17 protein-coding genes are annotated in these 18,563 nt (G+C 62.3%); 8 read left to right on the top strand and 9 right to left on the bottom strand.

What is annotated here, in order from left to right:
* The first annotated feature begins 168 nt into the window (after positions 1-168).
* The 7 genes from purL (at position 169) to AC6CIG_RS07905 (ending at position 6,471) form a co-directional block, all read left to right on the top strand.
* Positions 169-2,400: a phosphoribosylformylglycinamidine synthase subunit PurL gene (purL, locus tag AC6CIG_RS07935; protein ID WP_437407661.1), complete on the top strand. Its 2,232-nt coding sequence runs from the start codon at positions 169-171 to the stop codon at positions 2,398-2,400.
* 123 nt (positions 2,401-2,523) lie between these two features.
* Positions 2,524-2,757: a BolA/IbaG family iron-sulfur metabolism protein gene (locus tag AC6CIG_RS07930; protein WP_003531391.1), complete on the top strand. Its 234-nt coding sequence runs from the start codon at positions 2,524-2,526 to the stop codon at positions 2,755-2,757.
* Between the two features lie 7 nt (positions 2,758-2,764).
* Positions 2,765-3,007, top strand: coding sequence for a hypothetical protein (locus AC6CIG_RS07925; RefSeq protein ID WP_437407660.1), 243 nt, complete (start codon positions 2,765-2,767; stop codon positions 3,005-3,007).
* A gap of 165 nt (positions 3,008-3,172) precedes the next feature.
* Positions 3,173-3,508, top strand: a complete 336-nt coding sequence (gene grxD, locus AC6CIG_RS07920) for a Grx4 family monothiol glutaredoxin (protein WP_018095088.1) — start codon at positions 3,173-3,175, stop codon at positions 3,506-3,508.
* Between the two features lie 52 nt (positions 3,509-3,560).
* Positions 3,561-3,857 (top strand): hypothetical protein, encoded by a 297-nt coding sequence (locus tag AC6CIG_RS07915; RefSeq protein ID WP_127712536.1) that lies wholly within the window; start codon positions 3,561-3,563, stop codon positions 3,855-3,857.
* Positions 3,850-5,097 carry a multidrug effflux MFS transporter gene (locus tag AC6CIG_RS07910; RefSeq protein WP_018095090.1) on the top strand — a complete coding sequence of 416 codons (1,248 nt, stop codon included), beginning with the start codon at positions 3,850-3,852 and terminating at the stop codon, positions 5,095-5,097. The genes AC6CIG_RS07915 and AC6CIG_RS07910 overlap by 8 nt, the downstream gene beginning before the upstream one ends.
* 57 nt (positions 5,098-5,154) lie before the next feature.
* Positions 5,155-6,471 (top strand): multidrug effflux MFS transporter, encoded by a 1,317-nt coding sequence (locus AC6CIG_RS07905; protein ID WP_018095091.1) that lies wholly within the window; start codon positions 5,155-5,157, stop codon positions 6,469-6,471.
* Between the two features lie 101 nt (positions 6,472-6,572).
* Here the strand turns inward: AC6CIG_RS07905 and AC6CIG_RS07900 are convergent, their stop codons facing one another.
* From AC6CIG_RS07900 to AC6CIG_RS07860, 9 genes are all read right to left on the bottom strand, one after another.
* Positions 6,573-7,268 carry a class I SAM-dependent methyltransferase gene (locus AC6CIG_RS07900; RefSeq protein WP_437407659.1) on the bottom strand — a complete coding sequence of 232 codons (696 nt, stop codon included), beginning with the start codon at positions 7,266-7,268 and terminating at the stop codon, positions 6,573-6,575.
* A gap of 300 nt (positions 7,269-7,568) precedes the next feature.
* Positions 7,569-8,393: an inositol monophosphatase family protein gene (locus AC6CIG_RS07895; RefSeq protein ID WP_018095093.1), complete on the bottom strand. Its 825-nt coding sequence runs from the start codon at positions 8,391-8,393 to the stop codon at positions 7,569-7,571.
* A complete protein-coding gene (ttcA, locus tag AC6CIG_RS07890; RefSeq protein ID WP_437407818.1) occupies positions 8,390-9,274 on the bottom strand; it encodes a tRNA 2-thiocytidine(32) synthetase TtcA in 885 nt (294 codons plus the stop codon). The genes AC6CIG_RS07895 and ttcA overlap by 4 nt, the downstream gene beginning before the upstream one ends.
* Positions 9,275-9,423: 149 nt before the next feature.
* A complete protein-coding gene (locus AC6CIG_RS07885; RefSeq protein WP_018095095.1) occupies positions 9,424-10,371 on the bottom strand; it encodes a glutaminase in 948 nt (315 codons plus the stop codon).
* A 143-nt stretch (positions 10,372-10,514) separates the two neighbouring features.
* The gene (rpsD, locus tag AC6CIG_RS07880) at positions 10,515-11,132 is read right to left on the bottom strand and encodes a 30S ribosomal protein S4 (RefSeq protein WP_003533017.1); all 618 of its coding nucleotides are present in this window, start codon (positions 11,130-11,132) and stop codon (positions 10,515-10,517) included.
* A 253-nt stretch (positions 11,133-11,385) separates the two neighbouring features.
* Positions 11,386-12,900: an ATP-binding protein gene (locus AC6CIG_RS07875; RefSeq protein WP_127712540.1), complete on the bottom strand. Its 1,515-nt coding sequence runs from the start codon at positions 12,898-12,900 to the stop codon at positions 11,386-11,388.
* Between the two features lie 167 nt (positions 12,901-13,067).
* Positions 13,068-13,904, bottom strand: a complete 837-nt coding sequence (murI, locus tag AC6CIG_RS07870; RefSeq protein ID WP_127712541.1) for a glutamate racemase — start codon at positions 13,902-13,904, stop codon at positions 13,068-13,070.
* Positions 13,891-14,721, bottom strand: coding sequence for an RNA methyltransferase (locus tag AC6CIG_RS07865; RefSeq protein ID WP_018095098.1), 831 nt, complete (start codon positions 14,719-14,721; stop codon positions 13,891-13,893). Before AC6CIG_RS07865 ends, murI begins: the two co-directional genes overlap by 14 nt.
* 50 nt (positions 14,722-14,771) lie before the next feature.
* Entirely contained in the window at positions 14,772-16,787 is a 2,016-nt protein-coding gene (locus tag AC6CIG_RS07860; protein WP_437407658.1) for an FUSC family protein, read from the bottom strand.
* Positions 16,788-17,094: 307 nt separating this feature from the next.
* Here AC6CIG_RS07860 and AC6CIG_RS07855 point away from each other — a divergent pair, with 307 nt between their 5' ends.
* Positions 17,095-18,309: an NADP-dependent isocitrate dehydrogenase gene (locus tag AC6CIG_RS07855; RefSeq protein ID WP_010969471.1), complete on the top strand. Its 1,215-nt coding sequence runs from the start codon at positions 17,095-17,097 to the stop codon at positions 18,307-18,309.
* The last annotated feature ends 254 nt before the right edge of the window (positions 18,310-18,563 follow it).

Raw genomic sequence — 18,563 nt, 5'->3', positions numbered from 1 at the left:
GGGCTGAAATCCGAGCTGCCGCCCTGTTGATCGACCGTATTTTTCTGTCGCGCCGCGCCGCAGCATAGGCTAAAGAAGCCGCAAAGCGCCCCTGTTACGTTGCGGTACGCACGCGCCTTCCCTTTGAAGCAAGGGTTGCGCGCCGCCCGAAGGATTTGACGGTCGACGATGACGATTTCCAACACCCGCCCCATCACCCCGGACCTGATCGCCTCGCACGGGCTCAAGCCCGACGAATACGAACGCATCCTGAACCTGATCGGGCGCGAGCCGACCTTTACGGAGCTTGGCATCTTCTCGGCCATGTGGAACGAGCATTGCTCGTATAAATCCTCGAAGAAATGGCTGCGCACGCTCCCGACCAAGGGGCCTCGCGTCATCCAGGGCCCGGGCGAGAACGCCGGCGTGGTCGACATCGACGACGGTGACTGCGTCGTCTTCAAGATGGAGAGCCACAACCACCCCTCCTACATCGAGCCCTACCAGGGAGCGGCAACGGGCGTCGGCGGCATCCTGCGTGATGTCTTCACGATGGGTGCGCGTCCGGTAGCGGCGATGAACGCGCTGCGCTTCGGTTCACCGGATCACCCGAAGACCCGCCACCTCGTCTCGGGCGTCGTCGCAGGCGTCGGCGGCTACGGCAATTCCTTCGGCGTGCCGACGGTCGGCGGCGAAGTCGAGTTCGACGCGCGCTACAATGGCAACATCCTCGTCAATGCCTTCGCTGCGGGACTCGCCAAGACCGACGCGATCTTCTACTCGAAGGCGGAAGGCGTCGGCCTCCCGGTCGTCTATCTCGGCGCCAAGACCGGACGCGACGGTGTCGGCGGCGCGACGATGGCATCGGCCGAGTTCGACGAGTCGATCGAGGAGAAGCGCCCGACCGTTCAGGTTGGCGATCCCTTCACCGAGAAGTGCCTCCTCGAAGCCTGCCTGGAACTGATGCAGACCGGTGCGGTCATTGCGATCCAGGACATGGGCGCTGCCGGCCTCACCTGCTCGGCCGTCGAAATGGGCGCCAAGGGCGATCTCGGCATCGAACTCGATCTCGACAAGGTGCCGGTGCGCGAAGAGCGCATGACGGCCTATGAGATGATGCTTTCGGAAAGTCAGGAGCGCATGCTTATGGTGCTGCGCCCGGAAAAAGAAGAGGAAGCCAAGGCCATCTTCGTCAAATGGGGCCTCGATTTCGCTATCGTCGGCAAGACCACCGACGACCTGCGCTTCCGTATTCTGCACCAGGGCGAAGAAGTCGCGAACCTGCCGATCAAGGAACTCGGAGACGAGGCGCCGGAATACGACCGCCCCTGGACGCCGGCAAGGACACCCTCGCCGCTCGCCACCAACGACATTCCGCAGGCTGATGTGTCCGATGCGCTTCTGAAGCTTGTCGGTTCCGCCAACAATTCCTCGCGCCGCTGGGTCTATGAGCAGTATGACACGCTGATCCAGGGTAATTCGCTGCAGCTTCCGGGCGGCGACGCCGGCGTAATCCGCGTCGAGGGCCATGAGACCAAGGCACTTGCCTTTTCTTCGGACGTTACGCCGCGCTATGTCGAAGCCGATCCATTCGAGGGCGGCAAGCAGGCGGTTGCCGAGTGCTGGCGCAACCTGACTGCGACAGGCGCGCTGCCGCTCGCCGCCACAGATAATTTGAACTTCGGCAATCCCGAACGGCCGGAGATCATGAGCCAGCTCGTCCATGCGATCAAAGGCATCGGCGAGGCCTGCCAGGCACTCGACTTCCCGATCGTCTCCGGCAACGTCTCTCTCTACAACGAGACAAACGGCCAGGCGATCCTGCCGACCCCTACCATCGGAGGCGTCGGCCTCGTCCGCGACTGGTCGAAGATGGCGCGGATTCGCTTTGCTGCGGCGAACGAGACCATCCTCCTCGCCGGTGCTCCGCAGAGCTGGGGAACGCATATCGGCCAGTCGGTCTACATGCGCGACATTCATGGCCGCACCGACGGTCCCGCGCCGCATGTCGACCTCGGCCATGAACGCAAGGTCGGCGATTTCGTTCGCGGGTTGATCGAGGACGGCTTGGTTACGGCCGTGCACGACTGCTCCTCGGGGGGACTTGCGCTCGCCGTGGCCGAGATGGCCATCGCTTCCGGCATCGGCGCGACGATCGATGCACCTGCGGAACACGACCCGATCCCGGTCTTCTACGGCGAAGACCAGGGCCGATATGTCGTAACCGTCACGGAGGGTTCGGCCGAGACGGTGGCCGCGCGGGCAAAAGCCGCCGGCGTTGCGCTTCCGGTGATCGGCAGCACAGGCGGAAATGCGGTGCAGCTCGGAAACGCCAGGCCCGTATCCGTCGATGAATTGCGTTCCGCACATGAGGCGTGGTTCCCCAATTACATGGATGGCGATCTCGCACCGGACAATTGACCCGCCGGCCGGCAGACGGCCGAAACAGCATTTGCCTTCGGCCCCTGAATCGTGTTCCCTTTAGTTCATAGCGGGCGGCGGCAATGCGGCCGCGCCGCAAAATTACAAGGGAGTTGGCGTATCATGCCCATGGCACCAGGCGATATCGAAGACATGATCAAGGCCGGGATTCCCGGCGCAAAGGTCACGATTCGTGATCTGGCCGGTGACGGCGACCACTATGCCGCCGAAGTCGTGGCCGAAGCGTTTCGTGGCAAGACGCGCGTGCAGCAGCACCAGATGGTCTACAACGCCTTGAAGGGCAACATGGGCGGCATTCTGCATGCGCTCGCCCTTCAAACCAGCGCGCCGGAGTAAGACGGAAATGGCCGACCTGATCAAGGAGCTCGTAAGCGGGGTCGTTGACAGCGCGTTGAAAGAGATCCTCAAGAAAACCAGAGCGGCCGGAACCGCGGCCAAGCGGGCGAAACGGCGAAGCAGGAAAGCCAAGTCTGGCGGCATACTGGCTGACATCGTCGAGGCGGTCTTGCGTAAACCGGCAAAGAAGCAGGTGAGCCGTCGCCGGACCGCGGCTTCCCGGAGCAAACTGCGCCGCCGCTCGGCCTAGATCCCGATGGCCTAGCCCTCGTTCCCCGCTGATAGTGGTGCGGAAGCCGAACTTTGAGGGACCATCAATAATTTTGCGATTGGGTGGTGAAAACCACGTCCATGCGTGCTATCTAGACCCCAATCGACATCCGGTCCTTGAAACCGGCGCAGGAAGGAAGACAAGATGAGCGGAATCAACGATTTCATCGATAACGAGGTCAAGAGCAACGACGTCGTTCTTTTCATGAAGGGAACGCCGCAGTTTCCGCAGTGCGGTTTCTCCGGCCAGGTGGTGCAGATCCTGGATTACGTCGGCGTCGACTATAAGGGCATCAACGTGCTCGCCGATGCGGATCTGCGTCAGGGCATCAAGGATTATTCCAATTGGCCGACGATTCCGCAGCTTTACGTAAAGGGCGAGTTCGTCGGCGGTTGCGACATCGTGCGGGAGATGTTCCAGGCGGGCGAGTTGCAGACGCTTCTTCAGGGACAGGGTATTTCCGTCAAGGGCGCCGCCTGACACCTCCGAACCGCATCTTTGCGATGATCGGAAAGGCGGGTAACCGCCTTTTTTGATTCCGAAGCAATATGCCGCGCGTCTAATTTTCGATACGCTTCATGAGCGGGCGGCGAAGTTCACGCCGATCATGGGCGTCATGGACGACCGGGCGCGCGGTCTCGTATGCAGCCCTGCCCAGGGGTGCGGCCTCCTCCGATTTGCGCCGGCGAGTACTGCGTCCTTCTTCGATCCGACACAACAAAAGACTGAATTTATTCAGCAGATCCTAATCATTGCGAAACGTGCCACGCACTGGCTCGGCGTGGCAAAGAACCGGCTGCGGGAAAGCGGCAGCCGGCAGGATGTATGAAATGACAAGGCCCATAGACCAAGCCGCCACCCTCTCCGGGCTGACGAAAGTCCAGTTCATTGCATTGATGGCCATGCTGATGTCCATCAATGCGATCTCGATCGACATCATGTTGCCCGGGCTGCAGGAAATCGGCGCGAGCCTCGGCGTGGCAGATGAGAACCATCGGCAATACGTCATAACCGCCTACCTGCTCGGCATGGGGTTCGCGCAACTGTTCTTCGGCCCCCTGTCCGACCGATTCGGGCGAAAGGCACCCTTGTTGGGCGGGCTGGCCCTTTACGGCGTCAGCGCCCTCGCGATCGTGTTCGTACCGACCTTCACGACACTCCTGTTCCTTCGGCTCGTCCAGGGCATAGGCGCGGCGGCAACCCGCGTCATCACCGTTTCCATCGTGCGCGACGTCTATGGCGGGCGGCAGATGGCCGAGATCATGTCGCTGGTAATGATGGTGTTCATGATCGTCCCGGTCATCGCACCGAGCATCGGACAATTGATCATGCTCTTTTCCGAATGGCACATGATCTTCGTCGTGATCGCAATGTTCGCGGTTGCCGTAGCGCTTCCGGTCGCCTTGCGCCTTCGTGAGACTTTGGCCCCCACCAACCGGCGCCCCTTCACGGCCTCGTCCATACTTGCGGGCTTCCGCATCGTGCTGACGAACCGGCTGGCGCTGTTCTATACGCTCGCGACGTCGGCCCTTCTCGGCGGTCTCTTCGGTTTCATCAACTCGGCGCAACAGATTCTCGTCGGCGTCTATGGCCTGGGCGTCTGGTTTCCGGCAGTATTCGCCGCTTTCGCCGGCATGATGGCGGTCGCCTCCTTTACCAATTCGCGACTTGTCCGGACGTTCGGCATGCGGGCATTGTCGCATGCCGCGCTTCTCGGCTTCACTCTGGCAAGTTTCATCTGGATGTCGGCTTCATTGATCGGGCCGCTGCCTTTGCCGGTCTTCATGCTCCTTCATGCAGCCACCATGTTCCAGTTCGGGCTGATCGCCGCCAACTTCAACGCCATGGCGATGGAGCCGCTCGGCCACGTGGCCGGCACCGCCTCATCCGTTCTCGGCTTCACGCAGACGATCGGCGGCGGAATCATCGGCGCGTTCATCGGCCAGGCATTCGATAACAGCGTCACGCCCCTTGCGGTCGGCTTCTTCACGGTCGCACTCGTCGCGCTTGTCTGCGTGCTGATCGCAGAGGGCGGCAAGCTCTTCAAACCGCACAATCCGGCAGGCTAGCCGGATCGGCTCCAGTATACCGATTTTTCCTCCCAATCCATTTTGGATGTTTTGAACATGACTTCCGTTTCCCAACAATCTTCGCTTGGTGAACAATCATCGGGCCATGCCGATCAGGCTTCGGGCGCCGCGCGCCTCGGAATGGGCCTTGTCGAATTCATCGTCACCATTGCGGTCATGACCGCGAGCATTGCGCTCGCGATCGACAGCATGCTGCCGGCTCTGCCGAGCATCGGCCAGACGCTCAACGTTGCCAACGCCAACGATACGCAACTCGTGATCGGCGTCTTCTTCCTCGGCTTCGGCCTCTCCCAGATATTCTTCGGGAGCCTCTCGGATGCCTTCGGGCGCCGGTCAGTTCTCCTTTGCGGCCTTGCGCTCTTCAGCCTGTCGATGTTCGCCGCCTCCTGGGTCGAAAGCATAGAGACGCTGCTCCTTCTCCGCTTCATCCAGGGGATCGGCGGTGCCGCCGTCCGCATCACGACCATGGCGATCGTCCGCGACTGTTTCGGCGGCCGCGACATGGCGCGCGTCATGTCCTATGTCATGATCGTCTTCATGATCGTCCCGATCGTCGCTCCGACACTTGGCCAAGTGGTGATCGCCTATGCCGACTGGCACTGGATCTTCATCCTGATCGGCGTCGTCGGCACCGCCCTGTTCGTCTGGGCGTTGACCCGGATGAAGGAGTCTCTGCCGAAGGAGGAACGTCTGCCGCTTTCGGTGGGAGCGGTCCTTTCCGGCTTCCGCACGGTGCTCACGAACCGCATCACCTGCGGCTACATGATCGGAATGACCCTGTTTACCGCCGTCATTTGCGCCTATGTCGTCAGCGTTCAGCAGGTCTTCGGCGAGGTCTACAACCTCAGTGACTGGATGCCTATCGCCTTTGCGGGCACCGCGGGCGGGATAGCGGTCGCGAACTTCGCCAACGGGTATTTCGTGCGCAGTTTCGGCATGCGCCGCATCTCGCATGCCGCTATGATCCTCTTCACCCTCTTTGCTGCGACCGGTTACGTCCTGTCGCTCGCGGGCACTCCGGCCTTCGCCATCAGCTATCTCCTGTTTTCGTTATTGCTGATGTTCTTCGCCGTCATCGCCACCAACTTCACCGCCATCAGCCTCGAGCCGATGGGACATCTGGCGGGCACGGCAACCGCCGTCACCGGTTTCGTCTCCACCACCGGCGGTGCGCTGATCGGCGGTGCCGTCGGCCAGCTCTTCAACGGGACGCTACAGCCGCTGTTCGGCGGTTACGCCCTGTTCGGCGTGCTGACCATCCTCGCAACGCTCTGGGCGGAAAATGGAAAGCTGTTCACCCATCCGGGCGACAGCGATGGAACGCACGAACACGGCGGCGGCGGACACCTTTAGAGCCCCCGATTGATGGCAAGCAGTGCCCACCCAGGAGGGCACTGCTTTTGTTGTCTGCTTCGCGAGCGATTGACATTGGCTTTGCCCCACAAGAGTGGCCCTCACGCTTTCACCGCCGAAAAGAAGAGAAATCGCGGCTTGGTCGTCAGGGTCTGATATGCCTCTGGGAAGCGTGAGTGGGCACCAGGATCGGGCTGAGGTTCGTTCAGCGACTCGAGTTGGAACCCCGCTGCCCTCAATGCATCAACCATGGCGTGAAGTGGACGATGCCAGAAGCGCATTGTGATGGCCTTCCCGCCACGCTGCCACGTTTCGCTGAAGCTATAGGTCTCGAAATAGTTCTCGCGACCCGCCAACTCGTGATCCATAAAAGGGTGGTGCGTGGAGAAAACCAGGCGGCCGCCTTGGGGCAGCAGACGGGCGAATTCCGAAAGGGGATGTGCCCAGTCTGGCAGATAGTGCATGACAAGGGAGGCAAGGATCAAATCGAAGCAACCATCGTCGAAGGGCAGCGGTTCGTTCAGATCCGCCACCAACAATCGCGCCCGGCCGTCAAGGCGGCGTTGTGCGATCTCGAGCAGTCCGGCACTTGAGTCGATACCGGTTAGAATTGCCCCTCGGTCGAGGAGCGCCGCAGCATGGGCTCCGCCGCCGCACCCTGCGTCAAACACCCGAAGCCCGGTGACATCTCCAACCATCGAAAGAATGGCTGGCCGCTCGTAATAGGCATTCCAGGCATTGTTCTCGTTGTCAGCGTCATAGGCCGCTGCAAACGCATCATAATCATTCTCAGACAATGTTTACTCCAGCGCCAAAGACCTCGTCCGAAGACGATCACTTATCGGCTTCTGATATCATTGATACGCCAATCAAGGCCATGCGTTCGGCTTTGATCAAATTGAGTCTCAAAATTCGCTGGCAGAGCTTCTAGGATTCTTCCGCGCCTTTCGACGTACCCAACCTTCCTGTTCAGGGTGATCCGCCAGAGCTTGGACACGGTGTCGAATACCGTGTAGCGGTTTTTCGTGCATCGGGTCTAACGACAGAGGCCGCCCGGAAAACCGGGCGGCCTCTGTCATTCGAAAGGGCTTTTCAGATCAGACGGTGAAGACCTCGCGCCGCAACTCCTCCCAGCTCTCCTTGTCGGTCGCCAGAAGCAGCCCGCCGTTCGTGTGCGCGGGCAGATAACGCGAGCCGTCGAAACGGGCCGCATAGGCGCCGGCCTCTTCGGCGATCAGGGTGCCGGCAAGGTGGTCCCAGGGCATAAGCTTCTGATACATCAGGAAGTGCAGATGACCGCCGGCAAAGATTCGGTATTCATGCGCCGCGCAGCGATAGCTCGTGGCCATCCGGACCTTTGCCATATTGCCCATGACGATGCGGCGCTCGGCCTGCGCGTAAAACCCGGCCGATGCGACGCCTACCATGTTGTCGACGGTGACCCCGGCTGTGACCGACAGTCTCTCCTGCGTCCCGTCGGGCCGGCACATCCACGCGCCGGAGCCCCGCTCGGCGATGACCCAGTCGTTGCCGAGCGGATCGTAGATGATCCCTGCGACGGTCTCTCCCCCGGCGACGACGCTCGCCATCACACCGAAGAGCGGCAGGCCGGCCGCGAAATTGAAGGTGCCGTCGATCGGATCGACGACGATCGCGAGATCGGCACCGGCGAGCTTGTCGAGGAGCGCCGGATCGGCGGCGACGGATTCCTCGCCGATGAACACGGCCCCCGGCGCAATCGCGTCGATATTCGCCTTGATCAGCCTCTCGGCGGCCTCGTCGCCTTCCGTCACCAGGTCGATCGCTTCCGATTTCATCCGCACATCGCCGGAGCCAAGATTGCGAAAGCGCGGGAGGATTTCCTTTACCGCCGCTTCCTGCAGCAGGTTGGCAAGTGCGGCGATGTCGACGGAATGGCTCATTCTTTGGGCTCCGGAGAGAGGGATTGGAAGTCGAAAAGCTTCGGATCGAGCAGATGCGAGGCGTTCACGTGTCCGAGCGCGCGCAGCATCGTGTCCTTGCGGCCCGGCATGCGCCGCTCGATATCCGCAAGCATCGCCTTCATTGCGTTGCGCTCGAGCCCATCCTGCGAACCACAGAGGTCGCAGGGGATGATCGGGAACTCCATGGCCGCGGCGAACTTCGCCAGATCGTCCTCCGCCGCATAGGCAAGCGGCCGCAGGACCATCAGATCGCCCTCGTCGTTGAGAAGCTTTGCCGGCATCGACGCCAGGCGCCCGCCATGGAAAAAGTTCATGAAGAAGGTCTCGAGGATGTCTTCCCGATGATGGCCAAGCACCAATGCGTCGCAGCCCTCCTCCCGGGCGATGCGATAAAGATTGCCGCGCCGCAGCCGTGAACAGAGCGAACAATAGGTCGCGCCCGCCGGCACCTTCTCTTTCACTATCGAATAGGTGTCGCGGTATTCGATGCGGTGCTCGACGCCGATGGACCGGAGATAGTCGGGCAGGACATGCTTCGGAAAGTTCGGCTGCCCCTGATCCAGATTGCAGGCGACGATTTCGACGGGAAGCAGACCCCGCCACTGCAGGTCGATCAGCAGCGCCAGCAGGCTGTAGCTGTCCTTTCCACCCGACACGCCGACAAGCCAGCGTCTGGAGCCCTTGAGCATGCCGAAATCGTCGAGCGCCTGGCGCACCTGCCTGAGCAGGCGCTTGCGCAGCTTGTTGAAGGAGACGGAGGACGGCATGCGCGAAAAAAGCGGATGGGCCGCACCTTCGAAGGCAGCGTCATCTTCAATGACGCTGCCTGTCTTGTCGGGGGAGGATTGTGCGACTTCCATGGCGGCAATCTCGGATTGTGCAGAGCGCAGGTTGCGCTTCGTTTTCTGAAGCAGCACTTGCCCCGTCCGGCCGGGAAGATCAAGAAAAAACGGGCGTGTGGGCCCCCGGCGTCCCGTGAAGGGTACAGGGGCGGCGGCTTTCCGCGCGCTTACGGCCCGAACACCGACCAACCCGTACGCGCAGCCAGCATTTCGAGCGCCAGCGACCCCAGCAGCGAATTGCCGTATTCGTTGAGCCCCGGCGACCAGACGGCAATAGACGCCTTGCCCGGCGCCACCGCCATGATGCCGCCGCCGACGCCGCTCTTCCCCGGCAGACCGACCCGGTAGGCAAAATCCCCGGAGCCGTCATAATGGCCGCAGGTGAGCATAAGCGCATTGATGCGCCGCGCGCGCTGGCGCGACACGACCGAATGCCCGGTCAGCGGGTTGGTGCCGCCGGCGGCCAGAAACAGACCGGCTTTGGCGAGCTGGCTACAGGTCATCGCGAGCGCGCAATGATGGAAATAGACGCCGAGCACGTGCTCGACCGGATGATCGAGCCGGCCGAAGGAGCGCATGAAATTCGCAAGCGCGATGTTGCGGTAACCGGTCGCGGTCTCCGAGCGCGCGACTTCATGATCGATCACGATGTCCTCGTCATCCGCGAGATAACGAACGAAGCGAACGATCTCCCCGATCAGCTCCTTCGGCGTGTGGCCGGCGAGAATGAGATCGCTTATCCTGATCGCGCCGGCATTGATGAAGGGGTTGCGCGGCTTGCCGCCCTCATGCTCGAGCTGCACGATCGAATTGAAGGCCGAGCCCGAAGGCTCGCGCCCAACCCGGTTCCAGATGTTTTCGCCGTGTTTGCCCAGCGCCAGCGTGAGCGTGAACACCTTGGAGATGCTTTGAATGGAGAACGGCATCTCCGCATCGCCGGCGCGATAGACCTTGCCGCCCGTTGTGACGATCGCCATGCCGAAGTGGCGGGCATCGACGCGTGCTAGCTGCGGAATATAATCCGCAACCTTCCCTTCGCCGAGGCGCGGCGTCAGTTCCAGAAAGATGTCGTCGATGATCGCCTGGAGGTCTTCTTGCGGTTTCGGCTCACGCATACGGCACTTCTCACTTCGGAAGCGGTCTCGTTCAGGACACTCCGTCCTGCGCCCGCCTCCAGTCTATGGGATTCGTCCGGCAACTTCGTACAAAAAAACCGCCCGTCTCCGGGCGGCTTTCCAATTCGTTCAGGCGGGCCTGATTAACGCGAATAAAATTCGACGACCAGGTGCGGCTCCATGACGACCGGGTACGGCACGTCCGAGAGCGCGGGAACGCGAACGAAGGTCGCGACCATCTTGTTGTGATCGGCTTCGATGTAATCAGGAACGTCACGCTCGGCGAGCTGTACGGCTTCGAGCACCGTAACGAGCTGCTTGGATTTTTCTTTGACTTCGATGACGTCGCCCGGCTTGCAGCGGTAGGAACCGATGTTGACGCGAACGCCGTTGACCTTGACGTGGCCATGGTTGACGAACTGGCGCGCGGCGAAAACGGTCGGAACGAACTTGGCGCGGTAAACGATCGCGTCGAGGCGCGATTCGAGCAGGCCGACCAGGTTCTCCGGGGTGTCGCCCTTGCGGCGCGATGCTTCGGCGAAGATCGCACGGAACTGCTTTTCACGGATATCGCCGTAGTAGCCCTTCAGCTTCTGCTTGGCGCGCAGCTGCACGCCGAAGTCGGAAAGCTTGGACTTGCGGCGCTGGCCGTGCTGGCCCGGGCCATATTCGCGACGGTTCACCGGGGACTTCGGACGGCCCCAGATATTTTCGCCCATACGGCGGTCAATTTTGTACTTGGACGACTCGCGCTTGCTCATCGCATTTCCTTTCAAAGTGTTACACCGGTTTGCTGCCAAACCGGATCAAGGAAACACGCCCTCCTCTGAACCCATTTTTGGGGCTCTGACAGGCTTCTCACGATCACGCTGCCGGAGAAACCACGGGACATGTCAAATGAAACACCGGGCATCACTGCCCGGCGTTGAGCGGGTCTTTAAGCACTGGGCGGCGAATTGTCAACGGAATATGACAGGAACAATGGCAAATTCAGCCGCACTTCCGAATGCAATTTCACTCGGCGGCCGCGCGCGTTGAATCGCCCGTGTCCGGGGCATTGGCGTCGCCCGGAGCCGTTTCCTTGCCGAGGTCGGGGAAAGCGACGATGCGCTTGCCGGAGAAATCCGCATGCACCACGACGAGCCCCTGCTCTTCGAAATAACCGAGCAATCGCCGTGCGCGACGGGCCGAATGCGTTCCGTAGGCACGGGCGATCATAGCGTCCGACGGACAAGGCAGCCCGCGCAGGGCCGCCTGTGCCAACATCAGGAAAACCGCCTGCAGGTCTTCCGTCACCCGGTCGGCCAGCCCAATCGCCGAGGCCCAATCCTCGCTTTCCGCCGTCTCGGCATCGATGCCCGATCGGGCAACGGCCATCTTGCGGCGGAATGCGCTCAAGGAGAGCGCGGGTCCGGGGACGCGGCGAATGCGGCAGCGCACGAGAAAGTCCTGGTAGAGCTCCGCATCGGGCCTGAACGCGGCTTCCGGATTTGCAACGATTTCGGCAAAGAGGCTGCCGATCAGCGCATCCCGCTCCTCCGCCGAGATTTCCGGTTGCACCGGCTTGGCCTCCACGGGCGCTGCGGGCTCGGGCCTTGGTCGCGACAGCTCCGCGAGAATATCGCTCGCGGGGCGCGGCTGCGGCGCTGTGCGGCGGACGACCGGGCGGGTGAATTCCTCTGGGTCGGGCGTGAAGATCAGGTCCGCCACGTCCTGCGGCGCTTCGGGCAGCGGCATCAGCTTCGGGCTCATCGACCGTGCCGAGGTCTCGACCGAACCGATCGTTACCCTCAACGGCCGGCGGGAAAGCGCGGGACCGAGCGCCACGAAGGAGCCCCGCTTCAGGTCGCGAAACATCTCGGCGGTGCGCCGGTCCATGCCGAGCAGATCGGCGGCACGCAGCATGTCGATGTCGAGGAAGGTGCGTCCCATCAGGAAGTTCGAGGCCTCTGCCGCCACGTTCTTGGCGAGCTTGGCGAGGCGCTGGGTGGCGATGACGCCGGCAAGTCCGCGCTTGCGGCCGCGGCACATGAGATTGGTCATCGCGCCGAGCGAAACCTTGCGTATTTCCTCCGAGACGTCGCCGCCGACCGACGGTGCGAACATCTGCGCCTCGTCGACGACCACCAGAACGGGATACCAATATTCCCGGTCCGCATCGAACATTGCATTCAGAAACACGCCGGCGCTGCGCATCTGCTGCTCGACATCCAGCCCTTCGAGGGAAAGCACGCAGGAAACGCGGTATTGGCGGATGCGGGTGGCGATGCCGATGAGCTCCGCATCGGTACGCTCCCCCTCGATCACCACATGGCCGAACTTGTCGGCAAGCGTGACGAAATCGCCTTCCGGATCGATGATGCACTGCTGCACCCAGGGCGCGGATTGTTCCAGCAGACGGCGGAGCAGATGCGACTTGCCGGAGCCGGAATTGCCCTGCACGAGAAGACGCGTCGCCAGAAGCTCTTCGATATCGAGCGAGGCCGAGGTCCCTTCGGACGTCGTTCCCATGTCGATGCCGACTTTCATCCTTACCTCTTCTTGACGGGTTGATTCGCGGCCGCGGACGGGTCGCCAAAACGGGCAACACCTAGCATGGATCGCGCTCGAACGTGCCGCCGATTATGGAAACCCACAGGGAATAGTTGGCGCTCGAATGCCGCTCTCGGACATGCGCAGCAATGTCGTGCGCCGATTTAGGTGACCGCTTCGCGCCTGTCCGCAGTTGCGGCAGCCGCAACAACTCTCAAGCCGAAGCCTTGCATCAGACGGCGTGTCGCGAAATCGGGGTTGCCCGATGTGAAGATCGCCGGGTCCTCGCCGTTCAATGGCTCGAACCCGTTCGGCAGCGGCACCAGCGAACGCGCCCGCCTCGCGATCGCTTCGGCCGGATCCAGCCAGTCTACCGGCCAGGGCGCCAGCCGGCGGAAAACATTGGCCATGAAAGGATAGTGGGTGCAGGCCAGCACGACGATATCGGTTCTCTTTCCCTCCGCCTCCACGAAGCAGGGCGCGATCTCGGCGAAAACCGCCTCATCACCCAATGCGTCGCCGCGAATATAGGCTTCCGCCATGCGCGCGAGGTTCTCCGAGCCGACCAGTCTGACGTGACATTGCGAGGCGAAGGACTGAATGAGATCGCGGGTGTAGGCGCGCTTCACGGTGCCCGGAGTCGCAAGCACCGAAACGAGGCCCGAACGGGTGCGCTCGGCCGCAGGCTTGATGGCCGGAACGGTGCCGACGAAGGTCATCTGCGGATACGCGGCGCGCAGATCCGCGCCGACGAGCGTGAATGCCGTATTGCAGGCTATGATGCAGATTTCCGGATCATGCTCGGCAAGCAGCCGACCGAATAGAGCGATCACCCGCTCCTTCAGAGCGCCCTCCTCCCAGCCGCCATAGGGAAAACCGGCATCGTCGGCGACGTAGATGAAATGCCGCTCCGGCATCAGCACGCGCGCCTCGCGCAGCACCGTCAGGCCACCGATCCCGCTGTCGAAGACGAGAATGGGCTTCAGCTCAGTCTTTGTCACCGCCGCTCTGTTCTTTCCTGCTATGCCCGGGCGGAGCTGCGGAGCCACGCGGATTTTCCCGCGTGAAACGGTCGAGCGAAGAAATGACGCCGCGCAGCACCTGGATTTCCGATTCGGTAAAGGATGGTCTGGTCAGAACCGCGCGCAGATTCTCGACCAATTTCGGCTTTTTGTCGGCGGAACGGAAATAGTTGCGCGCGTCGAGCGCCTCTTCCAGATGCTCGCAGAGCCCATGCAACTGCTCCTTCGTCGCCGGGCGCTGCTGGCTCGCCTGGAAAGATGTCTCGTCCTCGGAGGTCATGCCGGTCTTCAGCCACTCATAGGACATGAGCAGCACTGCCTGGGCGAGGTTCAGCGAAGCGAAGGCGGGATTGACCGGAAAGGTCACGATCTCGTCGGCAAGCGCGACCTCGGCATTGGTCAGTCCGGTGCGCTCGCGGCCGAAAATGATGCCGACCTTCTCGCCCTCCTTGAACCGGTGACGGAGTTCCCGGGCGGCGACGATCGGCGAGCGCACGGGTTTGAAGCCGTCGCGGTCGCGCGCGGTGGTCGCGTAGACGAAATTGAGGTCGGCGAGCGCCTCTTCGAGCGTTTCGTAGAGCTTGGCGCCGTCGATCACGTGATCGGCGCGGCTGGCGGCGGAGCGTGCCTTTTCACTCGGCCAGCCATCGCGCGGGCTGACGAGGCGCAGTTCGGACAGGCCGAAATTCGCCATGGCGCGCGCCACCATGCCGATATTCTCGCCGAGCTGGGGAAAGGCGAGAATGATCGCCGGACCTTCCGTCAAAAGTTCGCGTTCGCTGTTTGTGCCTGCCATCGCCTGTGTGCCTTCTGTTCGGCGCTTCCCTCGCATATATGGAGGCGGATTTAAAGCCCGCGCTCCTGCCCGGCGGGCCGCACGCGCGGCGAATGAAGACGCTCGAGCGAAACGGCAACCATCTCCAGCCCAAGGCCTGCGTCGTCGCGCGATACCGGCAGATGACGCTCGACCGGCGCAGCGACGCTCCGGGACCGATAGAAATAGTCCGCTCCGGTTTCGCGCACCTTGCTTGCGAGCTTCAGATTTTCCGCGATCTGCGCCGCGAAGTCATCCGGGCTTTCCGCGGCCTGCGACATCTTTCGCGCGAATATGCGCGCCCAATAGGTGCAGCCCATGAACACCGCCAGGGTCTGGCGCACATGCCCCGGGCGGGTGACGAGCTGCCAGGAGACGCCGAGCGGTTTGGCGGCAGCGGCCAGGTCCCTGTAGGCGCGGTCGAGCGCCTGCGACCGGGTGACGAGATCAAGGCCGGACGTTCCCCTCCTTGCCTCCTCCAGCAATTCGGCGAGCTTGTCGCACCAGTTTCTGATCGCGCCATCGAGCGTCGTGCGGGTTTTCGTCGGAAACACGACGAAGGCCACCGCCGCGCCGGCGACCGAGCCGACAAGCGTCTCCTCGAGACGCAGCTCCAGAAGCTGCGGCGTCAAAACGCCGAGCAGGCTGTAGGCGAGAGAGAGGACGACCGAGACGAAGAACGTCATGGTCGCGTAGGAGACCGGGAGGAAATAGAAGGCCAGAAAGATGCAGGCCGCACCAAGGGGCAGGACCGTATAGACAGTCCCGCCGATCGCGCTTGCCGCCGCAAGTCCGACGACGATGCCCGCCAATGTGCCGGCCGACCGCTGCAAGGCCTTCACTGCGGTATCACCGCGGGAGCGCGTATTGGTGAAGACGAGGAACGCGGCGAGAACCGCCCAGAACCAGCGCTCGCGCGAAAGCATCAGGCCGAACACCATTGCGATGCCCGAGGCGAGGGTAATCTGGATCGCGCTCCGTAAAGCTGGGTCGGCCATGGAAAAGCGAGCCACTGCCGCCAAGGGCTCAGGAGATGGAACCGGATGCGGTTCGTCGAAGTCCGCCTCCTTGAGGGCGCCCAGACTGCGATCGAGGCGATCTCGAACCGTATGAAGCCAAAGCAGAGCCCTGGCCGCCTCGAGCTGCCTGACATTCGCCTCGCCCAGCGACTGCATTCCCCGTTCTATCTCGCCCGAATTTTTCGCCAGGGCTGCGTCGACAACTATCGCAGGCGGCATTGCCTGAAGGCTGAGCAGGATCACGCTCTCGGCCGCAAGGTGAATGTCGAAGAGCCCGATGGCGAGGTCCGCAGAGACGACGCCGGGTTCCGGCGCCGGGCGGCGGTTGTCCGTCGCAATGAAGCTCTCCGCCATCAACACGGCTTCCTTCAACCTCTCCTCCAGCGCGTGCAGCCTGCGGCGATCGGCAGCCTTGAGAATGGGCCTGCGCGCAGCCGCTGCGATCTCATGAAGGATTTCATCCACCCTCTGCTGGACGCTCGCAATCGCCCTCAGAAGATCACGGTAGCGGTCGTCCGGAAGAAGGACGGTTCGCACAAGATGCGCGGTCGCCGCCGAGATTCCGGCACCGAGAACGAGCGCCGGCAACTGATCCAGCGACGGGCGCAGATAGGCTCCGGTGAAATAGGACATGAAGGCGAACATGCCGACGGCGAACCACCGCTGACCGAAGGCGCGGCCATAGACGGCTACGAAGATCACCACGAGAAAAACGAGATCGGAAACGTGCCGGTAGCGCTCCAGCGTAGAGGCGAGCGTGACCATCGCAACGCCCGTGACGACCGCCAGAATACGCGTGACCAGTTGTTCCGAGGCCGTCCGGTCGCGAACCGCCAGACCGCCTTCGATCGAAAGCGTTATCGCAAGCCCATAGGCGGCCGGCGGCAGCGGTGTGGCGATGAAATGGAAGGCGATCAGCAGAGCGACCGAGATCACCACCGTCGCCGTTATGCGGGACGCCTGCCGCAGCCGGGAAAAGGCCGGATCATTGGCCAGCAGCCAGTCCCGCAAGCGAAGCCTGAACGTCATGGCGCCTCTGCCTGTCCGCACGCCCGCAGCGTGCAGCGTTTCTGGGATGACGACACGCAAAAAACAGTTGAAGCACGCCGCCGCTCGATTTCTGAAATAGCCTTTCGCGCGGTCTTTTCAAAGCGGTGAGATGACCGGCCCCCGGTCTGAAGACCGGACGCGACCGGCCGATTCCGAGCTCGCCGCCTTGGTCCAAAGTTTCGGCCAAGCATGCTTTGCCTTGCTGGCTCACAGTGCTATAGGGCTCTGGATTTCTCCCACCGTCGGAATGCCGCACGCGGTGTTCCGCAAGCTACGAGGCATATCAATGGCAAAGATCAAGGTCGCCAATCCGGTCGTCGAACTCGACGGCGACGAGATGACCCGCATCATCTGGCAGTTCATCAAGGACAAGCTGATCCATCCTTATCTCGACCTCGATCTCGAATATTACGACCTCGGCGTCGAAAACCGTGATGCAACCGACGACCAGGTGACGATCGACGCCGCAAACGCCATCAAGAAACACGGTGTCGGGGTCAAATGCGCCACGATCACGCCGGACGAAGGCCGCGTCGAGGAGTTCAAGCTGAAGAAGATGTGGAAGTCGCCGAACGGCACGATCCGCAACATCCTCGGCGGCGTCATCTTCCGCGAGCCGATCATCTGCAAGAACGTGCCGCGCCTCGTTCCCGGCTGGACCAAGCCGATCATCGTCGGCCGCCACGCCTTCGGCGATCAGTACCGCGCAACCGATTTCAAATTCCCGGGCAAGGGCAAGCTCTCGATCAAGTTCGTCGGCGAAGACGGCCAGACGATCGAGCATGACGTTTACGACGCGCCGGGCGCCGGCGTGGCACTCGCAATGTACAACCTGGACGAATCGATCACCGAATTCGCGCGCGCCTCATTCAACTACGGCCTGCAGCGCAAGGTTCCGGTCTATCTCTCGACCAAGAACACGATCCTGAAGGCCTATGACGGCCGCTTCAAGGACATCTTCCAGAAGGTGTTCGACGAGGAATTCGCCGCCCAGTTCAAGGCCGAGAAGCTCTGGTACGAACACCGCCTGATCGACGACATGGTCGCCTCGGCGCTGAAGTGGTCCGGCGGCTATGTCTGGGCCTGCAAGAACTATGACGGCGACGTGCAGTCCGACATCGTCGCGCAGGGCTTCGGCTCGCTCGGCCTGATGACCTCGGTGCTGATGACGCCGGACGGAAAGACGGTCGAGGCGGAAGCCGCCCACGGCACGGTGACGCGCCACTACCGCCAGCACCAGAAAGGCGAAGAAACCTCGACCAACTCGATCGCCTCGATCTTCGCCTGGACCCGCGGCCTCGCCCACCGCGCCAAGCTCGACGGCAACGCCGAACTCGCGAAGTTTTCCGAAACGTTGGAGCGCGTCTGCGTCGATACGGTCGAGTCGGGCTTCATGACCAAGGACTTGGCGCTCCTCATCGGCCCCGACCAGCCCTGGCTTTCGACCACCGGCTTCCTCGACAAGATCGACGAGAACCTCAGGAAGGCAATGGCGGCGTAAGCGGCCTGTTCTATCGACAGAATTTCGGAACCCGGCCCCGCGCCGGGTTTCTTTTTGTCGTGGGAGCCGGCCCCGTTCCATCCACTTGTGGGAAACTGCGGCTCAGATCGGCTGAGAGCGCCCGTTACGTCCGGCGCCGCCAAGGTGGCGGTATCCGGAAAGCCCGCCTATGCCCGACGCGGTCGCCGCGCGTGCTGATGCGCGCCTCGGTCGAGGCAGCCCTCGAAACCACCCGGACCGAACAGCTGCCATGA

The organism is Sinorhizobium sp. GQ132, from assembly GCF_059758575.1.
This window is presented reverse-complemented; position numbering and strand designations above follow the sequence as displayed.

Bases quoted from the DNA above. Each gene is read 5' to 3' on its own strand.
- purL (WP_437407661.1), top strand. From the start codon at position 169: ATGACGATTTCCAACACCCGCCCCATCACCCCGGACCTGATCGCCTCG.
- AC6CIG_RS07930 (WP_003531391.1), top strand. From the start codon at position 2,524: ATGCCCATGGCACCAGGCGATATCGAAGACATGATCAAGGCCGGGATT.
- AC6CIG_RS07925 (WP_437407660.1), top strand. From the start codon at position 2,765: ATGGCCGACCTGATCAAGGAGCTCGTAAGCGGGGTCGTTGACAGCGCG.
- grxD (WP_018095088.1), top strand. From the start codon at position 3,173: ATGAGCGGAATCAACGATTTCATCGATAACGAGGTCAAGAGCAACGAC.
- AC6CIG_RS07910 (WP_018095090.1), top strand. From the start codon at position 3,850: ATGTATGAAATGACAAGGCCCATAGACCAAGCCGCCACCCTCTCCGGG.
- AC6CIG_RS07905 (WP_018095091.1), top strand. From the start codon at position 5,155: ATGACTTCCGTTTCCCAACAATCTTCGCTTGGTGAACAATCATCGGGC.
- AC6CIG_RS07895 (WP_018095093.1), bottom strand. From the start codon at position 8,393: ATGAGCCATTCCGTCGACATCGCCGCACTTGCCAACCTGCTGCAGGAA.
- ttcA (WP_437407818.1), bottom strand. From the start codon at position 9,274: ATGGAAGTCGCACAATCCTCCCCCGACAAGACAGGCAGCGTCATTGAA.
- AC6CIG_RS07885 (WP_018095095.1), bottom strand. From the start codon at position 10,371: ATGCGTGAGCCGAAACCGCAAGAAGACCTCCAGGCGATCATCGACGAC.
- rpsD (WP_003533017.1), bottom strand. From the start codon at position 11,132: ATGAGCAAGCGCGAGTCGTCCAAGTACAAAATTGACCGCCGTATGGGC.
- AC6CIG_RS07875 (WP_127712540.1), bottom strand. From the start codon at position 12,900: ATGAAAGTCGGCATCGACATGGGAACGACGTCCGAAGGGACCTCGGCC.
- AC6CIG_RS07865 (WP_018095098.1), bottom strand. From the start codon at position 14,721: ATGGCAGGCACAAACAGCGAACGCGAACTTTTGACGGAAGGTCCGGCG.
- AC6CIG_RS07860 (WP_437407658.1), bottom strand. From the start codon at position 16,787: ATGACGTTCAGGCTTCGCTTGCGGGACTGGCTGCTGGCCAATGATCCG.
- AC6CIG_RS07855 (WP_010969471.1), top strand. From the start codon at position 17,095: ATGGCAAAGATCAAGGTCGCCAATCCGGTCGTCGAACTCGACGGCGAC.